The organism is Mesorhizobium sp. M2A.F.Ca.ET.042.01.1.1, assembly GCF_003997405.1.
Lineage (GTDB): Bacteria > Pseudomonadota > Alphaproteobacteria > Rhizobiales > Rhizobiaceae > Mesorhizobium.
Map to the genome: position 1 here is coordinate 1 of NZ_RZRX01000141.1, position 16,632 is coordinate 16,632.

A 16,632-nucleotide genomic window follows, 5' to 3' on the forward strand; every position below is an offset into this window, starting at 1 on the left:
GCCCAGAAGCAGCGCTCCGATGGAAGGAGCCGCCGCCTGGATGATGAGGCTCGGCGTTGCGAGCTTGCCCATCAGGACGGCGTATTGCTGCGGGTCGAACAGCACCAGCGGCAGCGCGCCGCGCGCGATCGTGTGGATGCCGTTGCCCGCGCCGTAGAGGATCAGGGCGAGCGCGATGAATGCGTGGCCTACAAGAAGCAGCCAGATCCCGGCCGCGAGCAGCGATACGGATGCCAGCATCGTCCAGATCGGATGATGCCGGTTGCGGCCGATCAGCAGCTCGGCCACGCGCGCGCCGACCTGTGACGGGCCGACCAGGGCGCCAAGACCGACTGCCGCCGCCAGGCCGAGGCCCCGCAATTGCAGCAGCGTCAGCAGGTGGACGGAGAGCGTGGATGCGATCATCGCGGCCACTGTCAGGATGGAGGCAAGCAGAATGAAGCGTGCCCGCGTCCCGCCCGTGGCGGATGCCTCTTTCGACCTGCCTCTCACCGGGGCGTGCGCCGCGGGTGGAGGCGGCGGTATGACCCAAAGGTGAAGCGGCAGGCAGATTGCCAGATGGATCGCGGCATAGGAAAGGCAGGCGACGCGCCATCCGCCATGCTCGACCAGGAAGGCGCTGAGCGGCCAGCAGACGGTGCTGGCGAAACCACCGAAGAGCGTCAGGTTGGTGATGGCGCTGCGCGCTGCCCGACCATAGAGCCGCCCCAGCGTGGCGAAGCCGGCGTCGTAGAGACTGCTCGACATGCCGAGGCCCATCAGCAGCCAGGCAACCAGGTAAAGCGGATAGGCGGTTGCCGTCGCCAGCAACGAATGCGCGGCCGCCAGCAGCAGCGAGCCGGCGGCAAGCACCGGACGGCCGCCATGGCGCTGGATCAGCCGGCCCGTGATGGGGGACACAAGCCCGGCAAGCAGCAGTCCGCAGGACAGCCCGGCAACGACCGAGGCGAGCGACCAGCCGGTATCTTTTGCTATCGGGGCGGCAAGGACCGCGGGCAGATAGTAGGACGATCCCCAGGCGATGATCTGGGTGATGCCCAGAGACGTGACGAGGACGTGGCGGTTGCGGGCGATGGGCGCGGCGGCTTCCAATCAGGCTTGCCCCGGTTCGTGGCCGACCTTCTCGCCGTCTTCCTTGACGAACCCGCGCACCGGATTGTCGAGCAGTGGCAACACCGCCTCCGACGGCCGGCACAGTCTTGTCCCTTTCGGCGTCTCGACGATCGGCCGGTTGATGAGGATCGGATGGGCGAGCATGAAATCGATCAGCTCGTCGTCGCTCCATTTCGGATCGGCAAGGCCGAGCTCGGCGTAAGGCGTTCCCTTCTCCCGCAGCAACTGACGAGGCGTGATCGCCATCGCCGCGATCAGTTCGAGCAGCCGCTCGCGGCTCGGCGGCGTCTTCAGATATTCGATCACCACCGGCTCCTCGCCGCTGGCGCGGATCATGGCGAGCGTGTTGCGCGAGGTGCCGCAAGCGGGATTGTGGTAGATCGTGACCGTCATGGTTCTGCTTTCAGGGGGTGGGATTGCTGAACGGTTTCGGGCTTGAGCAGCCAGCCCATCAGCGCAAGCGCGATCAGCGCGCCGAGCAGCTCGGCGACGATGAAGCCCGGCAGATCGGCCGGCCTGATGCCGGAAAAGCTGTTGGTGAGCGAGTGCCGGCGACGCCGCCGGCGAACTGCGCGGCGATATAGGCAGGGAGATCGCGGGCAGGCAGAGACCGGTTGAGGCAGAACACCAGCGAAACGGCGGGATTGAAATGCGCGCCCGAAATCGGCCCGAGGATGGTGATCAACACCACCAGCATGGCGCCGGTCGCGAGCGTGTTGCCGAGCAGCGCCAACGCGGTATCGTGCGTCAGCGTCTCGGCCATGATGCCGGAACCGACGACCGTCGCCACCAGCAGACCGGTGCCCAGGGCTTCGGCGACCAACCGGCGCAATGGATCGAAGCCGCTCATCGGTTTGCCCCGCTGGGCCAAGGGCGCGGCAGTCATTGCCTGGTCCCCTCGCCCGGCCGGCAGCAAGGCGCGGCAAGCGCCGGCGCGCAGATTTCCGGGCGGCCCGAGCAGCAATCCTCCATCAGGAACCGGATCAGGCCGGACAGCGCGTCGTACTCGGCGCTGTAGACGATCGAGCGGGCATCACGCCGCGCGGTGACGAGGCCGGACCGTTCCAGTTCCTTGAGGTGGAAGCTGACATTGGAGGGGGAGACCTCGACCTGTTCGGCGAGAGAGCCTGCGGAAATGCCTTCCGGTCCGGCAACGACCAACAGGCGCAGCAGGCGCAGGCGGGTTTCCTGCGACAGCGCGCCAAAGGCGATCAGGGCTTGACGTTCATCCACGTTTCAATAATCCTTGAAATGTTGAAATGAGGAATAGCCGACATGCTGTCTTCTGACAATCATAAAATCGCCGCCCCGATCGACCCCTCCGACCTGACCATTGGCGACCTGCTGTGCGCGCTGGCCGACTACAAGGACAGGCCACTGGTGTTCCGCTATGACGGGCGGCCGGTTAAACCGGGCTATCATGTCACCGAGGTGAAGGCGGGCCAGTTCTCGGCGCTGGATTGCGAGGCCAATCCGGAATCCTGGTCGGAGATCTTCGTCCAGCTATGGGACGTGGACGAAGGCGGGCCGGTCCATATGTCGGCCGGCAAGTTCGCTGCGATCATCCGCAAGGTCTCGGATCACGTGGCCCTCGACCAGTCGGCTAAGCTGACCTTCGAGGTCAGCGACGGCGTGCGCCCGATGGAACTGCACCGCGCGGCCCAGCCAAGCGTCGTTGGCGGCGCCATCGAGGTCGAGCTTTCGCCACGGCCGGCGAGTTGCAAGCCGCGTGACCGCTGGCTGAAGGACCAAGCGGCCGCGGGCAAGCCCTGCTGCGGAGAGAACAGCTGCTGCTGACCCGGCGAACGGCGCCTAAGCTGCGCCGCTTCAGAATCTGATCATGCCATTGTGCTGCAACAAATAGAGGCCCACGAGAATGATAGCGATCAGCGCCACCCAAACGGCTGTCCTGCTCATGCGCGAAAATCCCAGTTGATCGGCCCTCATGAACGCACGCGCCGCGGTTGCGTTCCCGATGTGCCGGGTTGCATTCCATCCGGACAGGATCAAGTCACGAATTGCCGAGGACCACGCGTCAGCCCCTCGGCGCGTTGCTGTAGAGCGCCACACCGATGCGATCGTTGCGCCGCCACCGCACCAGGGCGCGATAGATCATATCGTCGGCTGGGACCTCGAGCAGGAAGCGTTCCGGGATGTCCGTATCGGCGGCGACGCGCAACTCCGCGCCCTGCTCGTGCTGATTCCTGACCGAGCAGCCGATCCTGACGGCACCGGCAATGATCGTGGCTTCCTTGAGTACGAATTCGCGCGCATGAAGACGGCGCTCGGTCTCGGGATAATTGGCCATATCCGGCGGCTCCTAAGGCAAGGCTCTCCTCGCCACAGGGCAGCACCATAGCAGCAAGGCGTTTCCGTTCCGTTAGCGGTTGCTGAAACAGCAGGATTCGTCTTCACCGCGGCCCAAGGTCAGCAGAAAAGCTGTTTCCGGCGCTATCTCGCGCCGGCGACTCCGCTCGCGTGCAGCACCCAGCGGCGGCCGTCGCTGCGGAACTCGGTGAACGACAGCGGCTCGATGTCGATCTTCCAAACCGAGGAGAGCGGCGCGCCCAGCACATGCACGATGGCGGCGCGGATCGGCACGGCATGGGTGAGCGCGATGGTGTGCCCGCCCTCGCCGGCCAGCCGCTCCATCAGCGCGGCACCCCGCCGGGCGACGGCGGCAAGCGATTCGCCGCCATGGGGTGCAGCGTCCGGATCGGCGAACCAGGCCGCCATGCCTGCCGGGTCCTCGGCCTGCACCTGCTCGAAGCTTTTGCCAGCCCAGCGCGCGAAATCCTGCTCGGCAAGCAGCGGCTCGACCGTGGCATCCAGGCCGAGCGCCTCGGCCGTCCTGCGCGCGGCAAGCGCCGGACTTGTCCAGACGCGGTCGGCCCGGCGCAGCGACGAAGCGATCGCGCCGGCGCGATCGAGGGCGCTCGGCTCCGGCGCCTCGTCCGTCGGAAAGCGGCCCTTGCGCGCGGCCTGCGTCGCGCCGCTTGCGATCATCGTCAGGCGGGCGAACATGCCAAAACTCCGTGGTCCAGTGAAATTTCGGCCAGGCGAAGCCGCGTTGACCATTACATGTCGTTGACAGGCGAACGAAGTGCTGACAAGTGTTTTAGCGCTATAGGGATTGGAAGCCGGTGCGAGTCCGGCACGGTCGCGCCACTGTGATCGGCACCAGCCGAAAGTCAGGCCTTATCCCGCAGCCACAGTTGGATCAACGGGACGCAGCATCCCAGTAGGAGGTCAAAATGTCCGACACCACCTTCGCCCCGACCTACGGCCCGGTTGCGATTCCCGTCCGCGAGCTTCTGCCCTGGGCAATCTTCGCCGGCCTGATGCTGATGCTGATGATCTATTTCGTCGGCGCGGAAGAAGGCGCGACGTCGCTGATCCGCGGCACGGTAGTGCATGAATTCGTGCATGACGGCCGCCACCTGCTCGGCTTCCCCTGCCACTAGGAGCGTTTCAGCGAAGGCTGAACCGTCCTAAGTTTTGGTCTGACGCAATTCCGGGCGGAAAACGCTTAATTTTTCCGGGAAATTGCTTGAAGGGACTCTGACATGGTCGGAAAACTTTTGCTGCGCGGCATGCTTGTCGGGCTGGTGGCGGGGATTTTGGCGTTCGCCTTCGCTCGCGTCTATGGCGAGCCGCAGGTCGACAAGGCGATCGCCTTCGAGGAACAGCAGGCGCAGGCCGCCGGCGAGGCGCCGGAGCCCGAGATGGTCAGCCGCGCCAAGCAGGCAGGCATCGGTCTGGCGACCGGCGTGCTGGTCTATGGCGCGGCGCTTGGCGGGCTGTTCTCGCTGGTCTTCGCCTATGCCTATGGCCGGCTGGGCTCGCTCGGCCCGCGCGGCACCTCGGCGCTGCTGGCGCTGCTCGGCTTCCTTGCCGTGATCGTGGTTCCGAGCCTCAAATACCCGGCCAACCCGCCCGCAGTCGGCAATCCCGAAACCATCGCCTACCGCACCGAACTGTTCTTCATCATGATCGTCATCTCGATCGCCGCGATGGTGGCGGCGGTCGGCCTGGCGCAGCGGCTGTGGAGCAGGCTCGGCGCCTGGAATGCCTCGATCGTGGCTGGGCTCGCCTTCCTCGTCGTCTTCGCGCTGGTGAAGGCGGCCCTGCCCGACATCAACGAAGTGCCGGAGAACTTCTCGGCGACGGTGCTGTGGCAATTCCGCGTCGCCTCGCTCGGCATCCAGCTGGTGCTGTGGACCGTCGTCGGACTCGGCTTCGGCGCTGTTGCCGAGCGCGTGGTTGCAGTGCGCGACCAGCGCGGCCCCGCCCGCCGCTACGCCTGAAACCCATGCGTTGGCCGCCACGGTTCCTCGCCCTGGCGGCCAAAGCGGCTCAACGGTCGACACGACCGCTGAGCCGCTTTGGTCTTTTGTTTTCTCGCAATTCCGGACGGAAAACCGCGGCACACTTTTTCTGGAATTGCTCGGTTGCGGCACTGTTCGCCCTGCTGGCGGCAGCCTCGGCGCAGGCGCATAGTGGCTCGTCGGCTCCGCCTCCCCCGGGCATCCAGATCCCCAGCCTCACCCACGGCCAGATGGCGGTGATCGCGCGCTATCGCGGCGACATCCTCGACCTTGCCCAACGCCAGACCGTGACCGATCCGACCTTCAGGCGGCTCTACAATCACGGCAATCTGCAATTCACATACTGCCTCTGGGGCCTGATGCCGGGAAGCCTCGGCGACGAGGAAAGCCCCTTCAACGAATGCAGCCACGCCTATCTCGCCACCGCCAAGGCGCTGCTCGCCTATATGGCGACGATGCCCGCGGCCGAACGCGAGGCCAAGGCGCTGATCTCCGACATCGACGCCGACATGGTGCGCAGCGGCGCGTCCTGGATCCTGTGCCAGTACAGCGGCGAGGCCTTCAGCACCGGCGCGGTGATCGAGCCCAGATGGCAAGACATTGTCTTCCACCTACCGAGCCTGGCGGTGCTGCTGGTCACGATGGCGGCGCTGATCGCCGCCGCGTGCTCGATCTTCCGTTTGCCCTCGCCGCGGGCCGGCACCGTCTAGAACGATTCAGCGTCTCACAATATCACCGAACCGTTTCAAGTCTTTCGTGCGATCGTTTCCAGGAAAGCCAGAACGCGCGACCAAGTCAGTTCGGCTGCGGGCGCATTATAGTCCGGCAGCGCCCGATCGGTGTAGAAATGGCCGATCCCCGGATAGGTGAAAATCTCCGCCTTGACTTGGCTGCGCTTTGCCGCCGCCGACCAGCCGGCAACTTGTTCAGGCAGCGCAAACGCATCCGGGTCGGCGACGTGGACCGCGACCGGAATGTGTCGACGAACATTTGTGGGAATATCGGCAAGGCCATGCAGCAGCACAACGCCCGCGGCAGCGATTCTTTCTGGCCAAACGGCACTTACCACCCCAGCTCCCATCGAATGGCCTGCGAGCACCGCGTCTCGAGAAGTCTGGAGGAGCGCCGCCCTGGCACGGCCGCAGATGATTTCCCACCCGACCTTGCCCATCAGGTCAAGCCCTTCGTCGACCGACGGCGCCGTTAATCCCGCGTACAGGTCCGGCGTCACAACATCATGGCCGGCGCCTCGCATTCTCTCAGCGGCTTGCTGCTCCACCGCCCGAAGGCCCAGCACCGAGTGAAAGAGTACGATAGTAGCCATTCGCTTTCCCTCCGCCGTCCCCTAGCCGATCGCGTTGGACTCTCAGGCGCTGCTTAACTGGCTGAGGCCGGCCGACCTCCTGCGACACCAGGCGACGTAATGCGGTTCGTTGCGCTGAGCAGATCGTGCCAGGCCGGCGCGACTATTTCGAGCGTGCCCCATAGGCGGCAAGGAACGCTTCGACCGAGGCATCGGCGTGGCGCTCAAGGTCGGCTTTCGAGCGCGGGTTGCTTCCGGTGAACATGGCTTCGTTCATCGGAATCCAAAGCAGCATGCCAAAGAAATGGCTGGCCGCCAAACGAGGATCGCCGGTCTGCAACAGGCCTCGGCTGGTGAGCTTTTCAAAGCACTCCGCCACCGAGGCAAGCATGCGCTCAAAGCCTTTGTCGTACCAGCTGCGGCCAAGCTGCGGCATCCGATCGGCATTGGCGATAATCAGACGCCGGAGCCTCAGCAACTCGTCGTTCATCAGCGTCGTGGTCAATCGCCGGGCAAGCTGCTGCAGGCCGCCCTCCAGGAATTTCGCCTCGGAAAGCAGCATTGTGACGGACTCGACAACGTCGTTGACCTGAGAAGCGGTGGACTCCACGACTTCGGTGAAAAGCGTCTCCTTGTCCGTGAAGTGCTTGTAGACAGTCTGCTTGGAAGCGCTCGCCCTGGTGGCGATCTCCTCCATGCTGGTCCCATCATAGCCCTTGGCGATGAAGGCGGCGGTCGCCGCCTCGATGATCTCACGATCCTTACGGGCCGATCTGGTCTCAACAGCAATTTTCATAGCGCCCCTCTATCAGTACTAGACGGTACCGTTCCCGCATGATAGCCATCGACACAGTACTAGACTGACTAGTACCCGTCAATGAAACGGAGGTTTCAACCCGATGACCCAGATGCTCTTCCTCAATCTGCCAGTGCGCGATCTGCAGGCAGCGACCAAGTTTTATCTCGCGATCGGCGGCACGCTCAACCCGCAGTTCTCGAACGACCAGGCCAGCTCGATCATGTTCTCCGAATCGATCGGGGTCATGTTGCTGACGCACCAGCACTACAGCCAGTTCACAGCCCGGCCGATCGGCGATGCCAGGCGCGAGAGCCAGATGCTGATCGCGCTGACCGTCGACAGCAAGGACGCGGTCAACGCGGTCATGGAGAAAGGTGTTGCAGCGGGCGGTCGCGCCGATCCCAACCCGGCACAGGATCTCGGCTTCATGTTCAACCGTCACATAGAAGACCCGGATGGCAATGTCTGGGAGTTCTTGTGGATGAACCCAGCAGCCATGCAATAGACCGTCCGTATCGCCCTCTTGCCGGAATAAAGCTATGGAACCGGCGGGGCATACGCCCCGTCGCTCCTGTGTTCGGGCCAAGCCCGCCGTCGTCCTCGACTTGATATCCCGGTGCATGCCCCTGCGGGCGCCGGTCCGGCTAGCGCATTGCGGCGAGCTGGCGTAAGCATCGGCGCCTGCCCAATCCTGGGTGGAATCGCCGCAGCCGCCAGCCATGTTCGTCTCCGAAGCCCTTGCCGTCACCGCCGCCTTGTGCAGCGCGCTGAGCTCCATGTTCCTCAGCGAGCTCAAGGGGCGCGTTCCCCTCCTTCAGCTTGCCCGCTGGCAGATGCTCGCCACCTTCGTGATGACCGGCTCTGTGTCGCTGGCGATCGGCGGCTGGCACACGATCGGCGGGAGGGAGTTCTGGCTGCTTGCCGGGTCGAGCTTCGCCGGCATCAGCATCGCCAGCACGACCTATTTCGCCACCATCTATTCGGTGGGCCCGCGCATCACGGCGCTGCTCTTCTCGCTCACCTCGCCCTTCGCGCTGGCGCTCGGCTATCTGGTGCTCGGCGAAACCATCAGCCGCTGGCAGGCGCTGGGCGTGGCGCTGGTGCTGGCGGGCATCGTGCTTGCCATCGGCATGCCGCGGCGCTTCCTCAAGCGAGGCGAGCTGGCGCCGGCGATGCCGGTCGTCACCCCTTCCACCGTGCCGGTCAGCACCGTGCCCGGCTCGCCGCTCACCGGCCGCATGGGACCAGGCATTGTGCTGGGCGTCACGACGGCGCTCGGCCAGGCGATCGGCACGCTTCTGGCGCGGCCGGCCATGGCCGCCGGCGTCGAGCCGTTCACGGCCATGGCGCTGCGTTCCGGGCTCGCCGTCATCCTGTTCATCGCGCTCACGGCAACGCCGTTCGGCAAGGGTAAAAGGGAGGCCGTCCAGTTCGGCACGGTCGGACTCGCCGTGCTGTCCGCCTTCGTCGGCACCTCGCTCGGCATGTCCTGCCTGATGGCCGCGTTGCGCACCGGCAATGTCGGCATCATCTCGACGCTGTCCTCGATGACGCCGGTAATCATCCTGCCGATGGTGTGGCTGCGCAGCGGCCAAAGGCCGACCGCGGCCGCGTGGGCGGGCGCGCTTCTCGCCATCGCCGGCACGGCGCTGATCAGCGTGCGGTGACGCGCTACCCGAAGATCTGATGCAATGCCGCGCCAACCAGAATCAGCCCGGTCCCCATCTCCAGCAAGGTGGCCACGCCGGCCGTGCTCGATCCAAGTCGTTCCAGCGCGGCAACCGATCCGCTGCGGAACAGCACCGCCAGCAGCACGACGATACCGAGCGTGATCGCGACGCCCACCATCATCGCGACAGCGAAGACAAGTCCGGTCCAGGGTATGCCGCGCGAGATGGCATAAGTCATGACGAACAGCGTCAGCGGGCAAGGGATCAGTCCAGCCATGAAGCCGACAGCTTCGCCCTCATGAACGTGATGATGGTGACGGCCGCGCAGCGCGCGCCAGATTATCCACACGCCGATCAGACCGAGCAGCCCACGGCTCAGCGTTTCCAGCGCGGGAGCGCGGCCGACGCTGCCCAGCGAGATCGAGACGAGCGGCAGCGCCAGCACCGCGATTAGCACCGCCAGCGTGATATGGGTGAAGGAAAGGGCAAGCGAGGCGAGCAATCCGCGAGCCAATTTCACCTGCGAGCCGGCGATATAGGCGGCGAGCAGTGTCTTCGAATGGCCCGGCGTCAGCGCGTGAGCCGCCCCGAACACGACGCCCATCGGCAGGATCGCAAGGAGCGTAAGCCAGTTGCCGTCGCCGGCGAACGCCTTGAGGTGCTGCGCCACCGCCAGGTAAATCTCGCGTTGATAGTCAAAGAGCGCCTGTATCATCCATGCGCGTGCTCGTGGTGGTGGCGTTCCGGCTCGGCCATGGCGAAGGGCAGGTCCTCGCTGTCCTGACCGGCCGCCAGTTGCAGCCTGGCGCTGAACTCATGCGGCTCGGCTGGCGCGACAAGGCTTTGCAGATAGTGATGGTCGCCGCCGACCGGGGACAGCGGTAGGCTTTCGACGGCACCGCCGGCGCGTTCGATGGCGACGTTCGCTTGCAAGCCCTCGGCATGGCGCGAGAGGCGCAGCCGCATGCGCTCGCCCTGCGGCGTGTCGACGATCTCGAGCAGCCCGCTGGCCAGCTTGCCCGACACCAGGAACGGGTCAGGCGCGTGGTGGTGGCCACCCTCGGCCCCGGGCGCGGCAAAGCGCACCGTGGCGACGTCAAGCGCGGGAATGTGCGCGAAGAGCTCCGTCTTCAGCGACGCGGCGATGTTGTTGGCGGCGGCGAGCAGCAGCCCGTCATTGACCGCGATCTCCACATCGACATGCAGCTTGTGGCCGAGCCAGCGGGCCTTCGCGTCGACCACCCTGTCGATCCCGGCGACATGGTCGGCGGCGTGATGAACCTCGTCGACCAGCCCCGGCTCCACACCGTCGAGCATGCGCGTCAGCACGGAACGCGCCGACTGCCAGACGATGCCGAAGATGGCGATGGTGATGATGAGGCCGATGATCGGGTCGGCGAGCGGGTAGCCAAGCCAGACGCCGACCGCGCCGGCAACGACGGCAAGGCTGGTCAGCCCGTCGATGCGCGCGTGATAGCCGTCGGCGATCAGGGCCGCGCTGTTGATCTGACGGCCGACGCGGATGCGGAAGACGGCCACCGCCTCATTGCCGAGGAAGCCGATGACGCCGGCGGCGGCCAGCCAGCCCAGGAACCGCACCGGCTGCGGATTGAACAGGCGATCGATCGCTTCGTAGCCGGCAACCAGCGCGCTCGCCAGGATGATCAGCACGATGACGATGCCGGCAAGATCCTCGACGCGACCGAGGCCATAGGTGAACGTTCCGGTCGGCCTGCGTCGTGCCAGCACGAAGGCAATCCAGAGCGGAATGGCGGTCGTCGCGTCGGCGATGTTGTGGATGGTGTCGGCAAGCAGCGCCACGCTGCCCGAAAAGATGACGACGGCGAGCTGCAGCGCGGCCGTTATCGCCAGGATGACGAACGACCATTTGATCGCCCAGATGCCGCGCTCAGTCGTGGCGATCGTCGCGTCGATGACGCCATGCGTGTGCCCATGCGGCCCATGATGGTCATGCCCCTGCCCGCCATGATCGTGCCCGCCATGAACGCCGTGGTCATGCCCGTGCGAGCCGAAGCCGAACCGGTCGAGAATCCTCGTCAACATGAGCGGCCTCACAGATATTTGGTGAGCTGCTTCAGCTCTTTCAGCGTGTCCCTGGTCGGCTCGCCGCCCTCGACAAGGCAATGCTCCATATGGTCATGGATGAGCTCGCGCTTGGCGTTGCCGACGGCACTTTCGACGGCATGGAGCTGTTGCGCGAGATCAAGGCAGGAACGGCCCTGCTCGAACATTGTGAGCACGGCGGCAAGATGGCCATGCGCGCGCTTGAGCCTGGCGATGATATCGGGATGGGAGCTGTGTATCGTCATGGCACGATCCTATCCCCCAGGGTAGGATATGGCAATCTGGGACGGATCACGTCCGACAGGAGTGAGCGAATCCGCTGATCGAGCTTGAGGGATCCTATCGGTCGACCGATCAGGCCGACTTGCGCGCGGGCTTGGCTTTCGAGGGTGCCTTGATTCCTTCCTTGGCGAGACTCTTCCTCAGCACCGAGGCGAGGTCGACGACATTTTGCTTTGGCGGCGGCGCGGCCTTGGGCGGCTTCTTGCCCTTGCGCTTGGCATCGATCATCGCGATTAGCGCATCCTCATAGGTATCCTCGAACTTCGAAGGATCGAACTTCGTCACCTTCTTGTCGATCAAGAGCTCGGCAATCTCGAGCAGATCCTTGTCGTATTTCGGTGACGTCAGGTCTTCGAAAACGCTCTTCTCCGAGACCATCTCGTCGCGGGTGCGCAGTTCGGTGAGCAGCATGCCCTTGCCGAAAGGTTGGATGACGACCTCGCGGCCGCGCTGGTAGAGCACGACGCAGGACCTTGCGGCGACGCGCTTCTTCTTCATCGCCTCGCGCAGCACGCTGAAGGCCTCGAGCGCGGCGCCATCGGCGGGGATGAGGTAATAGGGCTTTTCCAGATAGCGGGTGTCGATCTCGTCAAGGGCGACGAACTCGTCAACTTCCAATGTGTGCGCCGAGGTGAGTTTCAGCTTCTTGATCTCATCCGGCTCGATCTCGATGAAATCGTCCTTCTCCGCCTCGAAGCCCTTGGTCTGGTCCTCGGTCTCGACGATATCGCCGGTCTGCTCGTCGACATAGGCGCTTTTCACCGGCAGGCCGTCCTTGCGGTTCAGGATCCTGAAATGAACTTTTCCGGTTTCGCTGGTCGCGCCGACCAGCTTCACGCCGCACGAGACGGACCCGACCTTGAGAAAACCCTTCCAGACCGCGCGTGGCGCAACCATGTGCCATTCCTGTTGTCGTTGCGATCAACAGGAACATCTGGCGACCCGCGTGGTTCCGCGCGGGGCCAAGTCTCTCAGTAGTCCAGCTGCCCAGAAGTCCGGCAGCCGAGACGGCGGGCCATGCGAGAGCGCGCTCGGCCTTGCGGTCGATCAAGGCATGCGCATCACCTTCCCCATGCTGTTGACGGCATCGCCCGGCTATCGCGACTGGATGCAGTATCTGCCGCGAAATCCCGGGTTCATGTGATCGGCCGGGCCGCAGGGGCAGGCAGCGCAGAAGCAACCAAACACTTGTTTTTCCGTTTTTTTCAACAGCTGTCGGCATCCGTCATGTCGTCAGCCCATTGGCTCCCGGCCAACACCGCGCGGAGCAGAAAGGAGGTCGCAATGGCCCGGCCCGTTGTTGAAATAGGCGACCGGGTGGCTGTGATCGCCACCGTGGTCGAACGCATCAACGACCGCGTGACGCTGAGCCTCGACGGCAACGGCCATCGCTATTCGATGGTCGAGCCCAATGCCAAGGCCGGCGACAAACTCAGGCTCGAGGGTGACGTCGTCCATGTCGACGAGGATCTCGGACGCACGACGGTGCAGGTGCTGGGGCGCGTGACCGTCGACACCGGGTCGGTCGAGATGGTGACGAGGCGTTGCGACCTCGACCATATCGGCTCGAACGTGCCTGGCCACCCTCGTCCGCGCACGCAACCGACACCGCATGGATGAACTAGGCGGCGATTGCTCCCGGTGAAACGCCGGTCGCTTTCCCAGAAGCTCACCTTCGCTGAACTGTCCTAGTGCCGCTTGAAATATTGCACTTCGCGTTCGTGCTTTTCGGCGGCTTCGTGCGACTTGAAGGTGCCGAGATTGCGGCGCTTGCCGGTCCTGGGATCGATCTTGCGCGAATAGAGCCGGTATTCGCCGGTTTTCAGTTTGCGGATCATGGAAACCTCCTGTGCGGGCCACGACTCCAACCCGCCGGGGCCTGCCTCGGTTCCGGTCACCATGATGCCCGCGCGCGCCGGCGGCAAAAAACGCTTCTGTCGGTGAACCACTTCACGGACGCAAACGACCCAATGTCGGAATCGACATCGCAACGACACGATTAAGTCGAATTGTTTGTATTCAAATGACTTTCGCGACGTTATGCGGATGTTGCGAGCGTGCCGGATCTGAGGAGGGTGAGATGGTGACGGCGAAGCTTCACGGTGTTGAACTCGTCAGGGGACAGAAGTGGACGGTGCGCGTCACCGCCTACGGCACCACGCTCATCTTCCCCTTCGAAGCCGAGCAATATGCGCGTTCCTACGCCGATGGCCAGGCTTTCCGCCTTGGCGTCGAGGTTGTCGAGCTGAAGGACTGCGCCTGAGAGGCCAAATCCGGTATTCGTCCGTTGGCCTGAAGGCCCGTGGGCCCTATACAATGGGCTCATGTCGGCTCTCGACTCGGCAAAGCGATGGGCGCGCGCCATCAAGCGCGACGTGGTGGCGCTCTGGATTGCGGCCCGTGATTCGCGGGTGCCCTGGTACGCAAAAGCCATCGCGAGCGCCGTCGCGGCCTATGCGCTGAGCCCGATCGATCTCATCCCGGATTTCATCCCGATCATCGGCTATCTGGACGACCTGCTGGTCGTGCCTCTCGGCATCATGCTCGCGGTCAGGCTGGTGCCGCCCGATCTGATGCGTGAATTCCGCGAAGAAGCCGCGCGGCGCGAGAAGCCGGTCAGCAAGGCGGGGCTCGCCTTCATGATCGCGGTCTGGGTTCTGGCGGCGCTGGCGCTCACCTGGCTGTTCAGGCCGAAGCCGGCCTAAAGCGGCATCGCGATCTTTCAGATTCGCCGATAGCGGTGCACATTCGGCTTGATTAGCGACCCCTTGTATTCGATGCAAATCAGGATCATGCTCAAGGGTGCGCGAAATTACGAGCGCTGCGGGTGGGTCAAAAGGGGTAAGGCGTTATGGAGTTTGCAGTCTGCTACGACCACAGCGGGTTCGATCTGGCGCGGTCGCTCTTCTTCGATCTCACTGCTTTCCTTGCGCTGATGACGCCATGGGCGATCGCGCGGCTGATCGAGATCGCGCGCGAGGATGGCGCGGCCGGATTGCAGCTCGCGTGAGGGGCTGAAAGCCCGTTCCTGGAGTTGTCCTAGCCCTCGCGGTCGACCTTTCGGATCGACAGGTCGCCGAACAGGGCCGAACAGTCGATCTCCTCCTGGAAATGCGCCTGCGGATCGAGCACCAGCCAGGAAGCGTGGGTGCGAAGCTCCTTCAGCCTGGCGTTCTTTTCCGCACGCGCCAAGCGCTCCGCCTCGTCTGTCGAGGCCTGAAACGGCCTTTCGGCCCTGTGATGGTGAGGACTCCTCGACATCGCGGCCTAGAACGCCCCCGACCTGCTTTTCGTTCCGCCGCATTGCAATGGCCCACGGCCATACATTCTTCGGCGCCGGGTTTCGACGACGGACCAGCCTTGGAGCGTTCAGGGAGTGGGGTAGCCCGGCTTGCCTTGGCGGTAAAAGCGTATGTCTCTCTTACAGGCAAGCCGGGCTAAAGCGCCGACCATTGGGTTTCCTTGGGGGGTAGCCGGCGCACGGACACAGTGTCCGTTTCCACCTGCGCCCGCAATTGTCGCTGAGGTCCTATGCGCCGGCGCAATGGTCCGAGCGGCCATGGCCGAAACGTTCCTGCCTGGAATCACCCCGATCCCGGACGCACGGAACGCTCAAGTCCGCGTGAGCCGGCTGCCTTTTTGGAGCGTGCTCTTGACGAAATGCTCGGCGTGCCGCGCCCATTCGGCTTCCGTGACGTCGTTCTCCCGAACAGACTGCCTGAAAGCTTCCCGTAATGCTTCGAGATCAAAGATCGACAGCCGCTGATTTCTTTTATGGTCTTTTGTGCCTACGTCCATACTGCGTTGCCACGAACAGCAAGGTAACGTCCATCGTATAGGCGGCGCGTGTCCGGCCGATCAAGGCCTTGGCCCTGACTTCTTTTGGGGGCAAATGCCGTCGCGACTTCCCGCGTCTTATGCAAGCACAGGGCCGCCCGGCCCGGGGCTGGGCATCCGACAGACATCGCTATATGTTCATATCCGCAACGCCCGATGACAGGACCGCGCTGGAGCGAGACGGCGGCGGCGCAGCGCTATATTCTGCGGGGCATACGTCTTTTGGTCTGGACCTTGGGCCGGATTGGTGGTTGTGTCGGCGCTGCAAGAAATTCAGGTGGCAGCCAGCCCGCGTCTTCCCCGTCAACAGGAGCGACGCGGGCATTTGCCATTCGGGGTATGGGCAACCTTGCCGCTTGCGAATCAGAGCTGCCGCCGCCGGCAACGGCCCGTCATTAACCTTCCTCATCGGCACGGACCAAGGTCGGTGTCGCAATTGCGCCACCTCGCCTATACTGTCGCGAACGGGTGGGTGAACGGTCCGATGTTTGGGAGGTATCTGAAACGGCTTGCACGAATCTGGAGCGGGCTCTCGCTTGCCTGGCAGTTCGTGATCGCGGGCGGCATCGGCCTTCTGGCGGTGATGCTCGTGGTCGGGCTGTGGGTGACATCGCAGATCCGTGACGGCGTCCTGCACAATTCCGCCGCCACCACCGCGCTCTATGTCGACAGCGTGATCGCGCCGCTGCTGCCCGACATGCGCAAGAGCCAGGAGCTTGACGACACCGTCAAGCGGGCGCTGGACGAGACGCTGGGCCAGGGGGCACTTGGGAAAAGGTTGGTCTCGTTCAAGCTATGGCGGCGCGACGGCACGATTCTCTATTCGAAGGACACCAGCCTGATCGGCAGGCAGATCAAGCCCAACGTCAATCTCGTCGCCGCTTTCGCCGGCAATGTCATGGTCAAATACAACTCCAACAGGCTCGCGGACGAGGAAGACGAGAAGGAACGGTCGATGGGAGTGCCGCTGCTCGAGATCTACAACCCGGTGCGCGAACCCTGGTCGGGCGAGGTCGTGGCCGTGTCTGAATTCTACGAACTGTCCGGCGATTTCGAGGAATCGCTGCACTCGGCCTTGTTGTGGAGCTGGCTGGTGGTGGCGGGCGCCACGGCGGCGGCGCTTGCCCTGCTCTCGGGCATAGTTTTCCGCGGCAGCCGCACCATCGTCACGCAGCAGGCAGCGCTCAAGGCCAAGGTCTCGGAATTGCAGGCGGC

General features: G+C 64.2%; 25 protein-coding genes, 2 pseudogenes and 1 riboswitch. Of the genes and pseudogenes, 12 read left to right on the forward strand and 15 right to left on the reverse strand.

From position 1 onward, the window contains the following. The 4 genes and pseudogenes from EOA23_RS20820 to EOA23_RS20835 all read right to left on the reverse strand — a co-directional run. On the reverse strand, positions 1-1,092 hold a 1,092-nt coding region (locus EOA23_RS20820; protein ID WP_145966449.1), incomplete at its 3' end, for an MFS transporter. After that, positions 1,093-1,506 carry an arsenate reductase (glutaredoxin) gene (gene arsC, locus EOA23_RS20825; RefSeq protein ID WP_127305527.1) on the reverse strand — a complete coding sequence of 138 codons (414 nt, stop codon included), beginning with the start codon at positions 1,504-1,506 and terminating at the stop codon, positions 1,093-1,095. It lies immediately after the preceding gene. Then, positions 1,503-1,963 (reverse strand): annotated as a pseudogene (locus EOA23_RS20830) (aquaporin). The gene arsC and the pseudogene EOA23_RS20830 overlap by 4 nt, the downstream one beginning before the upstream one ends. A gap of 32 nt (positions 1,964-1,995) precedes the next feature. Further along, complete coding sequence (locus tag EOA23_RS20835; RefSeq protein ID WP_042638344.1) at positions 1,996-2,346, reverse strand: metalloregulator ArsR/SmtB family transcription factor; 351 nt, start codon at positions 2,344-2,346, stop codon at positions 1,996-1,998. 42 nt (positions 2,347-2,388) lie between these two features. On the opposite strand from EOA23_RS20835, the gene EOA23_RS20840 reads away from it, so the two are divergent. Then, entirely contained in the window at positions 2,389-2,910 is a 522-nt protein-coding gene (locus EOA23_RS20840; RefSeq protein WP_127305528.1) for a DUF6428 family protein, read from the forward strand. A gap of 238 nt (positions 2,911-3,148) precedes the next feature. Here the strand turns inward: EOA23_RS20840 and EOA23_RS20845 are convergent, their stop codons facing one another. Together EOA23_RS20845 and EOA23_RS20850 are read right to left on the reverse strand one after the other, a co-directional pair. Next, entirely contained in the window at positions 3,149-3,421 is a 273-nt protein-coding gene (locus EOA23_RS20845) for a PilZ domain-containing protein (protein WP_127305529.1), read from the reverse strand. A gap of 143 nt (positions 3,422-3,564) precedes the next feature. Then, positions 3,565-4,137, reverse strand: coding sequence for a histidine phosphatase family protein (locus tag EOA23_RS20850; RefSeq protein WP_126061633.1), 573 nt, complete (start codon positions 4,135-4,137; stop codon positions 3,565-3,567). Between the two features lie 105 nt (positions 4,138-4,242). After that, a riboswitch (adenosylcobalamin (AdoCbl) riboswitch) is annotated at positions 4,243-4,318 on the forward strand. A 49-nt stretch (positions 4,319-4,367) separates the two neighbouring features. Between EOA23_RS20850 and EOA23_RS20855 the strand changes: the two genes are divergently transcribed. The 3 genes from EOA23_RS20855 (at position 4,368) to EOA23_RS20865 (ending at position 6,151) form a co-directional block, all read left to right on the forward strand. Then, positions 4,368-4,577, forward strand: coding sequence for a CbtB domain-containing protein (locus EOA23_RS20855; protein WP_126061634.1), 210 nt, complete (start codon positions 4,368-4,370; stop codon positions 4,575-4,577). 102 nt (positions 4,578-4,679) lie between these two features. Continuing rightward, positions 4,680-5,420 (forward strand): CbtA family protein, encoded by a 741-nt coding sequence (locus EOA23_RS20860; RefSeq protein WP_127305530.1) that lies wholly within the window; start codon positions 4,680-4,682, stop codon positions 5,418-5,420. 251 nt (positions 5,421-5,671) lie between these two features. Beyond that, the gene (locus tag EOA23_RS20865; RefSeq protein ID WP_245474274.1) at positions 5,672-6,151 is read left to right on the forward strand and encodes a hypothetical protein; all 480 of its coding nucleotides are present in this window, start codon (positions 5,672-5,674) and stop codon (positions 6,149-6,151) included. Between the two features lie 35 nt (positions 6,152-6,186). On the opposite strand, the gene EOA23_RS20870 is transcribed toward EOA23_RS20865, so the two are convergent. Then, the gene (locus EOA23_RS20870) at positions 6,187-6,765 is read right to left on the reverse strand and encodes a dienelactone hydrolase family protein (protein ID WP_127305532.1); all 579 of its coding nucleotides are present in this window, start codon (positions 6,763-6,765) and stop codon (positions 6,187-6,189) included. Positions 6,766-6,907: 142 nt separating this feature from the next. After that, the gene (locus tag EOA23_RS20875) at positions 6,908-7,540 is read right to left on the reverse strand and encodes a TetR/AcrR family transcriptional regulator (RefSeq protein ID WP_126061638.1); all 633 of its coding nucleotides are present in this window, start codon (positions 7,538-7,540) and stop codon (positions 6,908-6,910) included. A gap of 103 nt (positions 7,541-7,643) precedes the next feature. Between EOA23_RS20875 and EOA23_RS20880 the strand changes: the two genes are divergently transcribed. Further along, complete coding sequence (locus EOA23_RS20880; RefSeq protein WP_127305533.1) at positions 7,644-8,048, forward strand: VOC family protein; 405 nt, start codon at positions 7,644-7,646, stop codon at positions 8,046-8,048. Between the two features lie 214 nt (positions 8,049-8,262). Further along, positions 8,263-9,210 carry a DMT family transporter gene (locus tag EOA23_RS20885; RefSeq protein ID WP_127305534.1) on the forward strand — a complete coding sequence of 316 codons (948 nt, stop codon included), beginning with the start codon at positions 8,263-8,265 and terminating at the stop codon, positions 9,208-9,210. A gap of 4 nt (positions 9,211-9,214) precedes the next feature. Here EOA23_RS20885 and EOA23_RS20890 read toward each other — a convergent pair whose 3' ends face one another. The 4 genes from EOA23_RS20890 to EOA23_RS20905 form a co-directional block, all read right to left on the reverse strand. Beyond that, a complete protein-coding gene (locus tag EOA23_RS20890) occupies positions 9,215-9,928 on the reverse strand; it encodes a sulfite exporter TauE/SafE family protein (RefSeq protein ID WP_127305535.1) in 714 nt (237 codons plus the stop codon). Further along, positions 9,925-11,277, reverse strand: a complete 1,353-nt coding sequence (locus EOA23_RS20895; protein WP_127305536.1) for a cation diffusion facilitator family transporter — start codon at positions 11,275-11,277, stop codon at positions 9,925-9,927. The genes EOA23_RS20890 and EOA23_RS20895 overlap by 4 nt, the downstream gene beginning before the upstream one ends. Before the next feature lie 8 nt (positions 11,278-11,285). Further along, positions 11,286-11,543 carry a metal-sensing transcriptional repressor gene (locus EOA23_RS20900; RefSeq protein ID WP_040973109.1) on the reverse strand — a complete coding sequence of 86 codons (258 nt, stop codon included), beginning with the start codon at positions 11,541-11,543 and terminating at the stop codon, positions 11,286-11,288. 109 nt (positions 11,544-11,652) lie between these two features. After that, positions 11,653-12,477 (reverse strand): Ku protein, encoded by an 825-nt coding sequence (locus EOA23_RS20905; RefSeq protein ID WP_127305537.1) that lies wholly within the window; start codon positions 12,475-12,477, stop codon positions 11,653-11,655. Between the two features lie 49 nt (positions 12,478-12,526). Here EOA23_RS20905 and EOA23_RS20910 point away from each other — a divergent pair, with 49 nt between their 5' ends. Together EOA23_RS20910 and EOA23_RS20915 are read left to right on the forward strand one after the other, a co-directional pair. Next, positions 12,527-12,724: a hypothetical protein gene (locus EOA23_RS20910; RefSeq protein ID WP_245474275.1), complete on the forward strand. Its 198-nt coding sequence runs from the start codon at positions 12,527-12,529 to the stop codon at positions 12,722-12,724. A gap of 140 nt (positions 12,725-12,864) precedes the next feature. After that, the gene (locus EOA23_RS20915) at positions 12,865-13,200 is read left to right on the forward strand and encodes a hypothetical protein (RefSeq protein WP_126061644.1); all 336 of its coding nucleotides are present in this window, start codon (positions 12,865-12,867) and stop codon (positions 13,198-13,200) included. Between the two features lie 68 nt (positions 13,201-13,268). Here the strand turns inward: EOA23_RS20915 and EOA23_RS20920 are convergent, their stop codons facing one another. Beyond that, positions 13,269-13,418, reverse strand: coding sequence for a hypothetical protein (locus tag EOA23_RS20920; RefSeq protein WP_127305538.1), 150 nt, complete (start codon positions 13,416-13,418; stop codon positions 13,269-13,271). 242 nt (positions 13,419-13,660) lie between these two features. On the opposite strand from EOA23_RS20920, the gene EOA23_RS20925 reads away from it, so the two are divergent. From EOA23_RS20925 to EOA23_RS35730, 3 genes are all read left to right on the forward strand, one after another. Further along, positions 13,661-13,843 carry a hypothetical protein gene (locus tag EOA23_RS20925; RefSeq protein ID WP_036258067.1) on the forward strand — a complete coding sequence of 61 codons (183 nt, stop codon included), beginning with the start codon at positions 13,661-13,663 and terminating at the stop codon, positions 13,841-13,843. A gap of 61 nt (positions 13,844-13,904) precedes the next feature. Continuing rightward, positions 13,905-14,285 carry a YkvA family protein gene (locus EOA23_RS20930; RefSeq protein ID WP_127305539.1) on the forward strand — a complete coding sequence of 127 codons (381 nt, stop codon included), beginning with the start codon at positions 13,905-13,907 and terminating at the stop codon, positions 14,283-14,285. Positions 14,286-14,431: 146 nt separating this feature from the next. Continuing rightward, positions 14,432-14,590 carry a hypothetical protein gene (locus tag EOA23_RS35730; RefSeq protein WP_189341655.1) on the forward strand — a complete coding sequence of 53 codons (159 nt, stop codon included), beginning with the start codon at positions 14,432-14,434 and terminating at the stop codon, positions 14,588-14,590. A gap of 29 nt (positions 14,591-14,619) precedes the next feature. Here EOA23_RS35730 and EOA23_RS20935 read toward each other — a convergent pair whose 3' ends face one another. Then, positions 14,620-14,772, reverse strand: coding sequence for a hypothetical protein (locus EOA23_RS20935; protein WP_189341656.1), 153 nt, complete (start codon positions 14,770-14,772; stop codon positions 14,620-14,622). 420 nt (positions 14,773-15,192) lie between these two features. Further along, positions 15,193-15,378: a hypothetical protein gene (locus tag EOA23_RS35735; RefSeq protein WP_127883004.1), complete on the reverse strand. Its 186-nt coding sequence runs from the start codon at positions 15,376-15,378 to the stop codon at positions 15,193-15,195. Positions 15,379-15,901: 523 nt separating this feature from the next. On the opposite strand from EOA23_RS35735, the pseudogene EOA23_RS20940 reads away from it, so the two are divergent. After that, positions 15,902-16,632, forward strand: a pseudogene (locus EOA23_RS20940) (sensor histidine kinase); the annotation flags it as partial.

Bases quoted from the DNA above. Each gene is read 5' to 3' on its own strand.
- arsC (WP_127305527.1), bottom strand. From the start codon at position 1,506: ATGACGGTCACGATCTACCACAATCCCGCTTGCGGCACCTCGCGCAAC.
- EOA23_RS20840 (WP_127305528.1), top strand. From the start codon at position 2,389: ATGCTGTCTTCTGACAATCATAAAATCGCCGCCCCGATCGACCCCTCC.
- EOA23_RS20845 (WP_127305529.1), bottom strand. From the start codon at position 3,421: ATGGCCAATTATCCCGAGACCGAGCGCCGTCTTCATGCGCGCGAATTC.
- EOA23_RS20850 (WP_126061633.1), bottom strand. From the start codon at position 4,137: ATGTTCGCCCGCCTGACGATGATCGCAAGCGGCGCGACGCAGGCCGCG.
- EOA23_RS20855 (WP_126061634.1), top strand. From the start codon at position 4,368: ATGTCCGACACCACCTTCGCCCCGACCTACGGCCCGGTTGCGATTCCC.
- EOA23_RS20860 (WP_127305530.1), top strand. From the start codon at position 4,680: ATGGTCGGAAAACTTTTGCTGCGCGGCATGCTTGTCGGGCTGGTGGCG.
- EOA23_RS20865 (WP_245474274.1), top strand. From the start codon at position 5,672: ATGGCGGTGATCGCGCGCTATCGCGGCGACATCCTCGACCTTGCCCAA.
- EOA23_RS20870 (WP_127305532.1), bottom strand. From the start codon at position 6,765: ATGGCTACTATCGTACTCTTTCACTCGGTGCTGGGCCTTCGGGCGGTG.
- EOA23_RS20875 (WP_126061638.1), bottom strand. From the start codon at position 7,540: ATGAAAATTGCTGTTGAGACCAGATCGGCCCGTAAGGATCGTGAGATC.
- EOA23_RS20880 (WP_127305533.1), top strand. From the start codon at position 7,644: ATGACCCAGATGCTCTTCCTCAATCTGCCAGTGCGCGATCTGCAGGCA.
- EOA23_RS20885 (WP_127305534.1), top strand. From the start codon at position 8,263: ATGTTCGTCTCCGAAGCCCTTGCCGTCACCGCCGCCTTGTGCAGCGCG.
- EOA23_RS20890 (WP_127305535.1), bottom strand. From the start codon at position 9,928: ATGATACAGGCGCTCTTTGACTATCAACGCGAGATTTACCTGGCGGTG.
- EOA23_RS20895 (WP_127305536.1), bottom strand. From the start codon at position 11,277: ATGTTGACGAGGATTCTCGACCGGTTCGGCTTCGGCTCGCACGGGCAT.
- EOA23_RS20900 (WP_040973109.1), bottom strand. From the start codon at position 11,543: ATGACGATACACAGCTCCCATCCCGATATCATCGCCAGGCTCAAGCGC.
- EOA23_RS20905 (WP_127305537.1), bottom strand. From the start codon at position 12,477: ATGGTTGCGCCACGCGCGGTCTGGAAGGGTTTTCTCAAGGTCGGGTCC.
- EOA23_RS20915 (WP_126061644.1), top strand. From the start codon at position 12,865: ATGGCCCGGCCCGTTGTTGAAATAGGCGACCGGGTGGCTGTGATCGCC.
- EOA23_RS20920 (WP_127305538.1), bottom strand. From the start codon at position 13,418: ATGATCCGCAAACTGAAAACCGGCGAATACCGGCTCTATTCGCGCAAG.
- EOA23_RS20925 (WP_036258067.1), top strand. From the start codon at position 13,661: ATGGTGACGGCGAAGCTTCACGGTGTTGAACTCGTCAGGGGACAGAAG.
- EOA23_RS20930 (WP_127305539.1), top strand. From the start codon at position 13,905: ATGTCGGCTCTCGACTCGGCAAAGCGATGGGCGCGCGCCATCAAGCGC.
- EOA23_RS35730 (WP_189341655.1), top strand. From the start codon at position 14,432: ATGGAGTTTGCAGTCTGCTACGACCACAGCGGGTTCGATCTGGCGCGG.
- EOA23_RS35735 (WP_127883004.1), bottom strand. From the start codon at position 15,378: ATGGACGTAGGCACAAAAGACCATAAAAGAAATCAGCGGCTGTCGATC.